The organism is Oleiphilus sp. HI0061 (genome assembly GCF_001635675.1).
Genome location: NZ_LWFE01001046.1, coordinates 1 through 13,417, shown reverse-complemented (window position 1 = coordinate 13,417; position 13,417 = coordinate 1). Strand labels below are relative to the sequence as shown.

Here is a 13,417-nt window from a genome sequence, read left to right as displayed (position 1 = left end):
GCTTATACGATGGAGAGAAAGATATCTCCCGCTCCATGCGTAGCAAAGAAGAAGCAAACGATTACCGCTACTTCCCATGCCCTGACCTGCTTCCTGTCGAATTGTCTGACGAGTTTATTGATCAGATTAAAACTGAGATGCCAGAGCTTCCTGATGCACGAAAGGCAAGGTTCTGCGCCGAATACGGCTTATCAAGTTACGATGCAGGCTTGATCTCAGCACAGGCAGACCTTTCTCATTATTTCGAGACAGCCAGTAGCATTTCAGGTGACGCTAAGCTTTCTGCCAACTGGACAATGGGAGAGCTAAGCGCGCGACTCAACAGCGACAGCATCTCCTTAAAAGATTCTCCTATCAGTGCAGAGCAACTTGGGCAACTGGTGCTTAGAGTTAAAGACAACACTTTGTCGTCTTCAGGTGCAAAGAAAGTATTCAATACACTTTGGGAAAAATCTGGTGATGATGTTGACGCAATTATTGAATCACAAGGTCTAAAGCAGGTATCTGATACCGGTGCGCTAGAAGCATTGGTTGACGAAGTACTCGCTGGCATGGCTGATCAGATTGCACAGTATAAAGAGGCCGATGACAAAAAGCGTAAAAAGCTTATGGGCGGATTTATGGGGCCTTTAATGAAAGCCTCTAAAGGACAAGGAAACCCTAAACTGTTCAATCAGATTCTTGCCAAGAAACTTAATAGCTAGCTTTAATTTTTGACCTGAATAACAGTAGAAGTGAGAGTGCACCGCTCTCACTTTTTTATACTTTCGATACGAATCGCCAAGGTTAATTGTCAACAGTTTTTATTTTAAGACTGATACCGACTGATTAGTAATCAGGCTCATGAAACTTTCATAAAAATGCAGTATGATGCGCGAAATTTATGAAACCTTTCATTTTTATCGAAGAATAGGATATTCAATGACTATCAAAAATGCTTTCTACGCACAGTCAGGTGGCGTAACTGCCGTAATCAACGCTTCAGCTTGTGGCGTAATCGAAACAGCTCGCCAATTCCCAGACAAAATTGGTAAGGTTTACGCTGGACGTAACGGCATCATTGGAGCACTCCGTGAAGAGTTGATCGACACCAGTCTGGAAAGCATCGAAGATATCGCCGCACTAAAGCACACTCCAAGCGGTGCATTTGGTTCTTGCCGCTACAAACTGAAAAACCTTGATGAGAACAAGCGTGAATATGAACGTCTGATCGAAGTATTCAAAGCTCATGATATTGGGTACTTCTTCTATAATGGCGGCGGCGACTCTCAAGATACAGCTTATAAGGTTTCTCAACTAAGTGAAAAAATGGGTTACCCGATTACTTGTATCGGTGTGCCAAAAACCGTAGATAACGACCTTCCGTTCACTGATTGCTGCCCGGGCTTTGGTTCGGTTGCAAAATACGTCGCTATTTCTACTAAAGAAGCGGCAATGGACATCGCTTCTATGTGCGAGTCCTCAACTAAAGTATTTATTCTTGAGGTCATGGGCCGTCACGCAGGTTGGATCGCCGCAGCTGGTGGTTTGGCCGGCACCGAAGCGCACGAAGCACCACACGTTATTCTATTTCCAGAAATAGCCTTTGATAAACAGAAGTTTTTAGCACGTGTAGATGAAGCAGTAAAAAATTACGGTTACTGCGTTGTCGTGGCATCTGAAGGCGCTCAGTACGAAGATGGCCGCTTTGTAGCAGACGCAGGCGCAGTTGATGCGTTTGGTCATACCCAACTAGGTGGCGTCGCACCAACGCTTGCTAATATGGTTAAAGATGAATTTGGTTATAAATACCACTGGGCAGTTGCCGACTACCTTCAACGCGCAGCACGCCATATTTCCTCTTCAACGGATGTTGAGCAGGCCTATGCCATGGGCAAAGCAGCTGTTGATTTCGCTGTAAATGGTAAGAATGCAGTCATGCCAATTATCGTTCGCGAACAAGCCGCTCCATACAAGTGGTCTATCGGTGAAGCACCGCTTAGCCAGGTTGCTAACCAAGAAAAGAAAATGCCTATTCACTATATTTCAGATGATGGTTTCGGAATTACTGCTGAGTGTCGTGAATACCTAACTCCACTTGTTCAAGGCGAAGACTACCCGCCTTACGATGAGAACGGTATGCCGCGCTACGTTAAGCTTCAGAACAAGCTTATTGAAAAGAAGACAGGAAGTGAGTTCGAAGTTTAAAGCTTCGCAACACGCTTATCTAACTCAGAGACTCCGCCTACCCAAAGTTATGTAGGCGGCCCGTCTCGGGGCGCAGAACGGACATGCCGTTAGTTTCAGCCCTACGTATGCAGAGGGTTTCATCCTTCGCTAATGAATAGCCCCATAAAAACCTTGCCGCCAACAATCCTGGGCATCCAGGCCCATATGGATTAGCAAGCCTATCCCTATCCACCGAGTTGCTGGAAACAAAGCCATCAGAGCATAAACCGGAATCATAAATTCTTTATGTAGAGGGTGGAAACCAATACTGCATCGACCTGGGTCATAAATCGGTACCGCAAGTAAGTGATCAAGATCGACTAACATTGTCGCAACCAAAAGCAGATATATTTTTACCGTGAACTTAGAATCTCGTGTTTTGGCAAAGACTGCTGTTGCTACTAACAACGGTACGAGAAAGTGTAATGCGATATGAAGAATGATTTTCTCCCGATTATGTTTATACTGAACTTATCAAAAGCGCGGATGTTAAAGCATAGATATCGCTTTCGCGCTCCCAGCTAACTCCTGAAGGCTTTACCAATCAATGAACGAACAGTTTCCTGTATTAGAAGTTTCAAATCAAGAAAGCACAGCAATCGTTATTATCAATAGCGAACACTACGAAAACTGGGTAGCAAAGCAAGCCGAAAATATTAAGACCTGGTTGAACGCAAATAACTATGAGGGGAAAGGTGGAATCCTCATCCCGGATAGTGACGGCAGCGCACTGCAATGCATTTATGGAATGAGCCCTAAGAGTGACTACTTCATTGCTGGCGATCTAGCGCTACAAATTCCTGCGGCGCGCTACTCGCTGGATTGCAGTCAGTGCAGCGAGCTATTTGAAGACCAAACTGAGTTTGAAACTCAGTTCGCAATCACCTGGGCCCTCTCTTGTTACCGGTACACTGAATATAAAAAGAATGATAAGAGCCTGCCAACACTTTCTGTATCTTCAGAAGCAATACTCAACAAAGCACAGGCATTTTCTTCTTCAGTGTCATTAGTAAGAGATCTGATCAACACCCCAGCCAGTGACTTAATGCCTGAAGATATGGGTACCGTAGCTGAGCAGCTCGCAGAGCAATACGGTGCTAAGCTCGAACAGTTTGTTGGCGACCAACTACTTGAGCACAACTACCCTACCATTCATGCCGTTGGCAGAGCCAGTGTACATGAACCAAGGCTCATTGATCTTACTTGGGGTGACGAAGATGCCCCAAAAATAACACTGGTTGGCAAAGGAGTTTGCTTTGACAGCGGAGGCCTGGACCTCAAGCCCAGTAATGCTATGCGCCTTATGAAAAAAGACATGGGCGGCGCGGCGCACGTACTTGGGCTAGCAAAATTAATTATGGACCAAGCTCTTCCAATCAGATTACGTGTACTAATACCCGCAGTAGAGAATGCCGTATCTTCGAATGCTTTTCGTCCAGGTGATGTAATCACCACACGACAAGGAATTACTGTCGAAATTGACAACACTGACGCTGAAGGCCGCTTAGTCTTATGTGACGCATTGACCGAAGCAGATAGCGAAAACCCGGACATGATATTCGACTTTGCAACACTAACCGGCGCCTGCCGAGTTGCATTAGGAACAGAGTTACCCGGTTTTTTTTGCAATGACGAACAACTTGCATCTTCGTTGCAGGAGTGTGGAAAGAGCAGCCAAGACCTTGTGTGGCAACTCCCCCTACACAGCCCTTACCAGGACATGCTAAAAAGCGATATTGCTGACACCCTTAATAGCGCAGCCACGGGTTTTGGCGGCGCTATTACAGCAGCGCTTTACTTACAATTATTCGTGTCTGATGACACTCCATGGGTTCATTTTGATGTAATGGCCTGGAATAATCGAAAGCTTCCTGGGCGACCAACTGGCGGCGAAGCATTTGGTATTCGTGCAGTCTTCGACCTACTAGAGCAACGTTTCAACAAATAAAACAAATTAGCTATGTTACACATTCACCCTAACTATAAACTTATGAGAAGCCCAGTATGGCGAAGAAGCTAAAAAACGAAGCTCAACTCCTTAAAGAAGCAATTCGCATCGGCACCTTATATGCCGAAAAACGTGGCGTCGCAAAATTCGAAGCTGATGACTCTCAAGACGACAAAATCGAGTACATTTACCGCTTACTAGTACACGACAAGCAGCTTCAACCTCTTGCTAAGGATGATCTGACCTTGGTGAAAATGAAGCACAAAATTGTTATGTGGCTGTATAAGCAGTTACCCGAGGGACATCCGCTTAAATAATTTACTTTGAGCCATTGCTTTAGGCAATGGCTCAGACTATCTTATGCACTATTCACCTTCACGCCTGCCGTAGACAAACGTAAAAGCGAATCTACACTCAGCACGATGATCGTGTTGAACTCTTTTCAGTTGTAGATTCAACCATTAATTTCCAATGATTCAATCCAAGACACTGTAATGAGTTCGCCCAATAGCGTACACTTGTACTCAAACTTTAATTACTTGCACTGAGAGTCTAATGATTCGTTTTATTCGTTATTCCTTATTATCTATTCACTTTGTCATCAGTTGCGCTCTCGGCCTTCTTTACGGAATTATTCGCCCCTTTCACCCGACTAACAGCCGCTGGTGCGCACAGACATTTGCGTTTTTCGGCCTGCCTATTATTGGTATTAAGCCAAAATTGGTTAACGCCCATAATTATCCAAGCGATCGTCCTTTTATCGTGGTAGCCAATCACCAAAGCAACTGGGACTTATTTGTAACTGGATATTCCGTGCCGCCACGCACAGTCAGCTTGGGTAAAAAAAGCCTTAAATGGATTCCATTTTTTGGCCAGCTTTACTGGCTAGCTGGCAACGTGTTAGTTGACCGAGGTAACCCTAAAAAAGCGATGGAAGCAATGGAGATTACCAAAACAGCCCTCACTGAAAAGAAAACCAATATTTGGTTTTTTGCAGAAGGCACACGTAATCGTGGCAAGAACATGCTTCCATTTAAAAAAGGCGCATTTGTAACGGCCATCAACGCAGGCGTTCCTATTGTTCCCGTATGTACAAGCCCTTACTTAAAAGGTTTTAGTCTCAACAACCGCACGAATGGTCAGGCGATTATCGAAATACTTCCACCCATTGAAACAAAAGACCTTAGTAAAGACGACCTTGAAGAGCTAATGCTCAGTTGTCGGCTTGACATGATGGAAACTATCAGCCGCCTAGAGGATGAGTGCGGTAAATAGAGCGACACATCGCGACGCCCAAACTAGCCAGAACCTTTCGCTTCTGGCTAGCCGTCTCTATAAACCTTGCCTAGAATTCCCTTCCCCAAATTGATTTACGTCTAGAATCGTCTAATTAGCCCCCATACGCACATATTAAGCCTTAGAGACACTGGTCAAAACGAGATAAAGTTGTTTATCATCAACTATCCAAAAACAACAATGATTTGAAGCACTATGCTCAAGCCTCTACCCATAATCATGCCAGGCTTACGCTTTGTATTAGTAATCGCTTGCACGCTACTCGCTACCAATGCGCATAGTGAGCCACAACTGATTAAGCCCTATGATTTAAGCTCGTCATGGACTGGCTATCTGGCATTAAGCGTCTTCTGTCTCGCTTATGTTTTTGTCGTACTTGAAGAAAAAATACACCTGCGAAAGTCCAAACCAGTTCTTCTAGCCGCCTCTCTGATATGGATTATTATTGCTTTTGCGTACCACCGCTCTGGTGATAGCGAATTAATTGAGCCTGCAATCCGGCATAACTTCCTTGAATATAGTGAGCTATTTTTCTTCTTACTTGTCGCCATGACCTATATTAATGCCATGGTAGAGAGAGGGTTGTTTGATGATTTACGTTACTGGCTAATATCAAAAGGTTTTAGTTATCGCCAACTTTTCTGGTTCACAGGTTTCCTGGCGTTCGTAATTTCACCGATCGCAGACAATCTAACTACCGCACTTATACTTTGCGCCGTCGTTATCGCTGTCGCAAATGGTAAGTCTAACTTCGTCTCGGTCAGCTGCGTTAACATTGTTGTCGCAGCAAATGCCGGTGGCGCATTCAGCCCCTTCGGCGACATCACCACGCTAATGGTCTGGCAAAAAGGTATTATCGAATTCAGCGATTTTTTTGCACTCTTTCTCCCCTCCTTGGTCAACTTTTTAGTTCCCGCAAGCATCATGCACTTTGCAATCCATAAAGGCACACCCGATGACCCTGAAGGAAATGCTCGCCCGGTTAAGTTTGGTGGAGTTCCTATAGCTATTTTATTTATCCTAACTATTGCGACGGCTGTCACCTTTCATAGCGTCTTACACATCCCACCGGTATTTGGCATGCTCACAGGCCTTGCCTACCTTAAATTCTACGGTTACTTCCTCAACCAAAAGTCCAAATCCTGGAACCACGGCTCTGAGTACCCTCCCGGCGCGAACCAAGACCCTTATGACTTTGATGTATTCTCTAAAATCGCCCATGCTGAGTGGGACACGCTATTCTTTTTTTATGGCGTCATAATGGCTGTTGGAGGCCTGGGATTCCTTGGCTACCTTGGAATTAGCTCTGAGTATATCTACGGTGAATTTGGCGCAACAAACGCTAATATCATGGTGGGTGTCTTATCTGCTTTAATTGACAATATCCCGGTGATGTACGCCATTCTAACAATGAACCCTGACATGCCACACGTACAGTGGCTATTGGTCACACTGACCGCCGGTGTTGGCGGCAGCCTGTTATCAATCGGTTCGGCCGCAGGTGTCGCTCTAATGGGCCAGGCTCGGGGAAAGTATACCTTCTTCAGCCATTTAAGATGGACGCCAGTCATCGCGCTCGGCTACGCTGCCAGCATCTGGGTACACCTATTAATCAACAGCTAATGCTATAAGAATTTTTTATAGACTTGCTAATGCCACCACTCTACACCTATAAAACTCCCCCCTTCAATAAACTGACATACATCAAACTCCAGAGTACACCTGTAAGTTTATATTGACAAACAACACCCCCTTCTATAACGTCTATATCTAAGAGTACAACTGTTCTCCTAAATTACTACCACTCTCGAGGAAAATTATGGACACACTCAGCCAGAAACGACCATTCAATGATGTTGCGTCTTTAAAGCAACTGCCTCGGAAAGTAGCAGATCTTTTCAAGAGCACTGCTGGACTAAACAAACGAGCGAGCGAAGTTATTGATGAACGCTCCCCTACCATTAATGCACGCATTAGCCGGATAGTCAAAGAGACACACGATACCAAAAGTTATTACTTCAAAACTAAACAGTCTTTAAATCATCACAGCGCTGGCTCTCATATTAATATAAAGTTCGACAATAAAGGCGAAACCGTTGAAAGAACATACACCTTGTCTTCACAGCCAGAGCTAGGCTTTGATCATGCACAACAAAACGAGTACGCCATTACGGTTAAGTGCATAGAAAAAGGATTAGCTTCAAACTGGCTATTCTCACAGCTTAAAGTTGGAGACGAAATCAATGTCAGTAAGGCGCAGGGACAATTTGTATTACCCTACCACCCTCCAGGAAAGATTCTTTTTCTCTCTGCAGGAAGCGGCATAACTCCCGTCATGTCAATGCTTCGCTACCTGTCAAAAACAGGTAACCGCAGTGATATTGTGTTTATAAATTACGCTAAGTCAGCCAAAGATCTTATTTTTAAAAAAGAGATTGAAGAGTTAACAAGCAGTCGCTCAAATATTAATAGTCAGTTTGTGCTAGAAACTGGCTCACGCGGAAAGAAAAGCGGCCTAATAAATAGTTCACAACTTCAATCACTCGTTCCTGACTTATCAAGTCGCGACATCTACATGTGTGGCCCCCAAGGTTTTATGAAGGCATCTATGGAAATATTTGAGCAGCTAAGCATAGCCCCTTCAAAAATCCATCTAGAGAACTTCACTTCAGACCTGGCTGATGCCAGTACATTAGGCTACTCGAGCGAGCTTCAATTCGACTCCTTAGATGCATCAGTCGTATCAAGCCCAGCAAGAACAATATTGCAGGAAGCTGAAGCGGCCGGTTTGAAGCCTAAATCAGCATGCCGCACCGGAATCTGCCGAACCTGCCGCTGCAAGAAAGTTTCAGGCACTACCGTCAATCTAGCAACCGGGGAAGAGTCGACAAAAGATAATGACTACATCCTTCCCTGCATATCCGTTGCGAAAACAGCAACTCACATCGAGTTATAGGACAGTTTTATGAGCAATCAAAGCAAGGTTCAAGAAAGTACAAAAAAAACACTGGTCGATATTAAAACAGCGTTTAAAAGTAGCGATAAGCCAGATTTAAGCCCTCAGCAAATCAATGACTTCCAAAAAGAACTGGACGAGTTACGCTACTCTATCGAGTCAAAGCTAGGAAAAGAAGATATCGACTATTTTCAACAAATTGTCGACATACAGCGTTATTTGGAAATATCAGGTCGCCTATTGATTCATTTTAGTATCGAACCGGTTAGCTGGGCCCTGGGTGTCGCCAGCTTGAGCGCAGCACATATTCTCGAAAATATGGAGATAGGCCACAACGTTATTCACGGTCAATATGATTTCATGGGCGATGAAACGTATAACTCTGACTATGAGTGGACGATGACTGGCACCGCTAAAAACTGGAAACGAGCACATAACCATCACCACCACGCATATACCAACGTAATAGGTAAAGATACCGATTACGGCTTTGGTCTATACCGTTTTTCTGAAGATATTGAATGGAAACCGATTCACTTGCTACAGGTTCCATTCAATGTCGCCAATGCATTGGCATTTGAGTTTTCGGTAAGCCTGTATGATCTTCAGCTTACTCAGTACTTGCTACCAAAATGGTTACGTCAGGCAGAACACGATGACCTACTGCCTCTTCCGGAAGTATTTCAGGAACTTAAAGAATTTGTCGCCAAAGCAAGCAAGAAAGGCCTCAAGGAGTATGTCTTCTACCCCGCACTTGCCGGGCCACTAGCACCAAAGGTTCTTGCCGGAAATGTAAGCGCCCAAGTAATTAGAAACGTGTGGGCTTTTGCTGTTATTTACTGCGGTCATCTACCTGATGGCAATTTCACCTTCACTGAAAAGGAAATGGAGGCAGAGACAAAGGGACAGTGGTATCTACGCCAAATTCTTGGTTCCAGCAATTTTGAAGGGGGCCTTTTAACTCACATTATGAGTGGGCATTTGAGTCACCAGATAGAGCACCATCTCTACCCAGACCTGCCAGCGTGGCGTTATCGAGAGCTTGGCCCAAAAGTCCAGAATATCTGCGAGCGCTATGGCGTTCCTTATGCTAAAGGGAAAATGGTGCCAATGTTAGGTACCGTTGCCAGGCGCTTGGTAGAACACTCTCTTCCCGAAAAGGTAAGCGAAAAAATTACTGAAAAAGTACCTGGTTTGGCCTCTATTAAAAACAAGTTTGCTAGTTTGTTAAACACTGCCAAACCAGGAACTGCCGAGATACAGGTTATTTCACCTAAAACAAAGTCATCCAAGAGTAAGCTGAGCGCTGCGTAAGATCTGTTTAATTTTTCTATAAAGTTCTGTAAAGTGCCCGGCGAAACAGCTATATAAATGACCGGGCATTTAACTATGGGATACTCAGCAACTCGCCTTGATCGCCTAGTAAGCAAAAAACTTTCGATTAGCAAAAGAGAAGTTCAAACTCTCATTGCGCAAAGAAGAGTCCTAGTTAATGATGTTCCTGCTTCATTCGCCAGTTTACCGATTAAACAATTCACTCGCGTCACGGTTGATAAAACAGATATACAGAATAATCATGCACTTTACCTAATGCTCAATAAGCCTAAGGGCGTTGTATGCGCAACCAAGGATAAGCAACACAAAACTGTGATTGACTTACTTCCTTACGATTTTAAGGATCAATTGCATATAGCCGGTCGTCTTGATTTAAACTCTACCGGCCTTGTATTGCTTACAAATGACGGAGAATGGTCAAGACAACTAAGCGATGCTAATTGCGGAGTACTTAAAAGATATCGTGTTCGACTGGCCAAGCCTATAAGCCATGAATATATAAAAGCCTTTGCTGAAGGCATGCACTTCGCTTACGAAAACATTCATACTCGCCCTGTCGAACTTAAGATTCTTTCTGAGTTTGAAGCAGAACTAAGCCTACAAGAAGGCCGGTACCATCAAATAAAACGTATGTTTGGACGCTTTCGAAACCAGGTCCTAGCGCTTCATCGTTATGCAATTGGTGATTATCAACTACCTCCATCCATCCTTCCTGGCCAATCGAAACAAATCTTATCGATTATGCCTTTCGATCATGCTAACTAAGTGCTACCCGCTGCAACCATTTTACTTATCGTGGTACACTTGCCTCGATTTTACTAGGTGAAGCAAATTTAGCTGCTGCCACACTATACAAATCGACGTTCCAATCGGGCGGCTTTAATAATTTTACGAGTGAAAGGGTCACACTTGATAATCTTTAGGTATTTAGCGCGACAAGTATTCGTCTCAATGCTGTCAGTAACATTTATTCTGCTGTTGGTATTTATGAGTGGCCGCTTTATACGCTACCTGGATAAAGTTGCATCAGGACGGCTTTCAGCTGATGTTTTGTTTCCCGTTATGGCCTATCGCCTACCGGAGTTTCTACAAGTCATTTTACCTCTAGGGTTCTATATTGGTATTTTGCTCGCTTATGGGCGCATGTACCTTGAAAGCGAAATGACCGTTTTGCACTCCTGCGGCATGAGCCGAAACCGTCTACTGAAAATGTCTCTTAGCCTCTCTGTACTTATCGCAATTTTCGTCGGTACAACCAGCCTATACGCAACACCATGGGGTTTTCAGAAAGCAAAAGACTTGTTAACCGAGAGCGCAAATCTATCAGAGTTTGAATTATTATTTGCAGGACGCTTTCAAGAGCAGCGTTCCCAAGGAAGAGTCACCTATGTAGAGTCTATTAGCGACGATAAAAAAACGCTATTTGGTGTATATATTGCGGAAACCGAGAGGCAGTCACAAACTTACGCTGAATATGGCGTAATGAATACCAATGAAACAACAGGTGAAAAGTTTCTACTACTCCACAATGGCACGCGCTATCTTGGTAGCCCTGGAGAGAATGCATTTAAAGTCATGCAGTTTGATATGCTGGGTGTAAGAATTGATGACCAAACAGTGAAAGAAGCGAAATCTTATAAGATAGCTGCTCGGCCGACCAGTCAGTTGTTGAGCGCCCAAGACAACGCTTCAGCGGCCGAACTTCAGTGGCGGCTTTCACTCCCCTTCCTAGCACCTATCGTTTGCTTGCTAGCGGTTGCCTTCAGCAAGGTTAACCCCAGACAGGGTCGCTTTGTCCACCTATTCCCAGCAATGCTAATCTATGTAGCCTATCTCGGGTTATTGATGACAGCGCGCAGTAAAGTTGAAAAAGGCGATCTACCACCGGCTATCGGAATGTGGGCTGTTCATGCTTTATTCTTCGTTATTTCACTCTTAATGCTGTATCGGGAAAACATAGTTAACCTGCTCAAATCAAAACGATCTTCTGTACCTGAATAAGCCAAGATACCTAAACGATCGTACATCTCTAACATTGCGAACATAACTAAGCATTCGACATTTACATTCTCGCGTTTAGCATTACACTTAATTGATCAGTTCAGAAAAATTTCTGAACTAATTCATTGCCAGTTGCCAACAGATCTCAGGAGTACAGCGTGCTTTTACGTACCAGTGTCATAATTCTAGCCTTTTTCATTGCAGCCTGTTCGGGGCCTACTCGAAAGCCACAAGAACAAGCCATTTTCCAGACCCTGGTTGAAGATGTCACCTTTAGAAAGCTTGCTGATCACTGCACAAACCTAAGTAAGCGCTCAGAACAGCAAGTTTGGCGTGCTAAAAAGGAGTGGTGGGAAAGAAACGGCGTTGTCGTTGAAGCCGCTGATTACGGTTTTTCTTACAACCTAATCAAACTAACCGGCGACCGTCAGGAAACCGGAGCTAGATACGCAATGGGTCTAAATTTCGACATTGTTCAAGCCGCAGAAAAGCAAGCTAAACAAGTAATCGAAAATGGTCTAGAAGAAAGTGGCTGCATTGAGTTAATGACCTCCTATCGAGATGGTGAACGTGACCTTAGCGAGAACAATGAGCGCTACGGATTGCTCCTCAAATTAATGCAAGACAAAAAGACACGCGGTCAGGACTTAGAGCTGGAACAGGCAAAAATCGTCAATAAGACCGGTGTCTCCTTCTCTAGAAGTAGCATGAATGCACGCAGGCTGGCGCATCGTACCATCTGCCCTGGAGCTGAAATTACGACACTCAAATCGAACTGGCCCTTAGAAATATTCGAAGCCGTTTGCGCTGATGACTCTTACGTATTGATTGAGTGTAAGTGGGGTAACTGCACATCAAGGTAAAACTAAGTCTTTACGGTACTGCAATCTACCCTGCAGTACCCTTTTCCTAACGCCCCCTGACATTGGTTAGCGCTTTTTTCGATAAATAAGGCACACCCATAGCCATACGCCCGCTGTATAAATTTGACTCGCCAAAGAGCTTGCTTTTATCGTTACTATTCAGGGAAATCTAATAGTACGTTCTGCCTGACGCTTAATATTGACCGCAACGAGTTTTTGATATGATAGTCACTATGACTATCTAAAAATCAATAATGGAATATCTAAACATTTTTAGAAAACAAAGCTGTCGACATTTTCGTGACATTTATACCACCTAAAAAGTTAGTACAGGTTTTGTACACAAGCTCAATATGAACACTCATATAGAAATAACACTAAACAGCTTAGTAAGACGCACAAAACATACGGATCAATTAAAAGCTCTATTGAAAAAGAATGGAGGAAAACTCACTAGAAAAGGTCGATCACGTAATTGGAAGCTAGAGCTGTCTTATCAAGATAAGAAAACGGTTGTCAACGAACTATACAACTCAGATGAGCCAAGCTGGCTATGGATTGCCAAGTTGCTCGCGCAACAAGAAAAGACGCACTCACATGAACAGTTAGTCACCATTGCGCGCCAAGCACCGGCGATTACAGTTAATCAGCTCGTTGCTGAAACTAATTGCAGTCTTGCAGAAGCGCGTAAAGCGCTTGACGAACTTGAATGGCTTTAAGCCGATAAGCTATTTGGCCAATATTTAAGATCAAATCTCAGCTAGATCGCCCTTCTCTTCTAACCAGGCTTTACGATCTGCGGCACGTTTT

General features: G+C 44.1%; 12 protein-coding genes and 1 pseudogene. 12 read left to right on the top strand and 1 reads right to left on the bottom strand.

Annotation, left to right across the window (positions count from 1 at the left end):
• Positions 1 to 704: pseudogene (gene gatB, locus A3735_RS13870) on the top strand (Asp-tRNA(Asn)/Glu-tRNA(Gln) amidotransferase GatCAB subunit B); the annotation flags it as partial.
• Between the two features lie 217 nt (positions 705 to 921).
• Positions 922 to 2,187 carry a 6-phosphofructokinase gene (locus A3735_RS13865; protein WP_068510974.1) on the top strand — a complete coding sequence of 422 codons (1,266 nt, stop codon included), beginning with the start codon at positions 922 to 924 and terminating at the stop codon, positions 2,185 to 2,187.
• 129 nt (positions 2,188 to 2,316) lie between these two features.
• On the opposite strand, the gene A3735_RS13860 is transcribed toward A3735_RS13865, so the two are convergent.
• The gene (locus tag A3735_RS13860; protein WP_068510975.1) at positions 2,317 to 2,649 is read right to left on the bottom strand and encodes a DUF6122 family protein; all 333 of its coding nucleotides are present in this window, start codon (positions 2,647 to 2,649) and stop codon (positions 2,317 to 2,319) included.
• A gap of 106 nt (positions 2,650 to 2,755) precedes the next feature.
• Between A3735_RS13860 and A3735_RS13855 the strand changes: the two genes are divergently transcribed.
• From A3735_RS13855 to A3735_RS13810, 10 genes are all read left to right on the top strand, one after another.
• On the top strand, positions 2,756 to 4,156 hold the full coding sequence (locus A3735_RS13855; RefSeq protein WP_068510979.1) for a M17 family metallopeptidase: 1,401 nt from the start codon (positions 2,756 to 2,758) through the stop codon (positions 4,154 to 4,156).
• A 56-nt stretch (positions 4,157 to 4,212) separates the two neighbouring features.
• Positions 4,213 to 4,473: a DUF5062 family protein gene (locus A3735_RS13850; RefSeq protein WP_068510982.1), complete on the top strand. Its 261-nt coding sequence runs from the start codon at positions 4,213 to 4,215 to the stop codon at positions 4,471 to 4,473.
• Between the two features lie 238 nt (positions 4,474 to 4,711).
• Positions 4,712 to 5,431, top strand: a complete 720-nt coding sequence (locus A3735_RS13845) for a 1-acyl-sn-glycerol-3-phosphate acyltransferase (RefSeq protein ID WP_068510984.1) — start codon at positions 4,712 to 4,714, stop codon at positions 5,429 to 5,431.
• Positions 5,432 to 5,647: 216 nt separating this feature from the next.
• On the top strand, positions 5,648 to 7,075 hold the full coding sequence (nhaD, locus tag A3735_RS13840; RefSeq protein ID WP_231872250.1) for a sodium:proton antiporter NhaD: 1,428 nt from the start codon (positions 5,648 to 5,650) through the stop codon (positions 7,073 to 7,075).
• 196 nt (positions 7,076 to 7,271) lie between these two features.
• Complete coding sequence (locus tag A3735_RS13835; protein WP_068516105.1) at positions 7,272 to 8,408, top strand: flavin reductase family protein; 1,137 nt, start codon at positions 7,272 to 7,274, stop codon at positions 8,406 to 8,408.
• A gap of 9 nt (positions 8,409 to 8,417) precedes the next feature.
• Positions 8,418 to 9,722, top strand: coding sequence for an acyl-CoA desaturase (locus tag A3735_RS13830; protein WP_068516104.1), 1,305 nt, complete (start codon positions 8,418 to 8,420; stop codon positions 9,720 to 9,722).
• 75 nt (positions 9,723 to 9,797) lie between these two features.
• Positions 9,798 to 10,508, top strand: a complete 711-nt coding sequence (locus A3735_RS13825; protein ID WP_068516111.1) for a pseudouridine synthase — start codon at positions 9,798 to 9,800, stop codon at positions 10,506 to 10,508.
• Between the two features lie 129 nt (positions 10,509 to 10,637).
• On the top strand, positions 10,638 to 11,744 hold the full coding sequence (lptF, locus tag A3735_RS13820; protein ID WP_255374947.1) for an LPS export ABC transporter permease LptF: 1,107 nt from the start codon (positions 10,638 to 10,640) through the stop codon (positions 11,742 to 11,744).
• Positions 11,745 to 11,902: 158 nt separating this feature from the next.
• A complete protein-coding gene (locus A3735_RS13815) occupies positions 11,903 to 12,607 on the top strand; it encodes a hypothetical protein (RefSeq protein ID WP_068516096.1) in 705 nt (234 codons plus the stop codon).
• A gap of 353 nt (positions 12,608 to 12,960) precedes the next feature.
• On the top strand, positions 12,961 to 13,326 hold the full coding sequence (locus A3735_RS13810) for a ribosome recycling factor family protein (RefSeq protein WP_068516094.1): 366 nt from the start codon (positions 12,961 to 12,963) through the stop codon (positions 13,324 to 13,326).
• Positions 13,327 to 13,417: the final 91 nt, after the last annotated feature.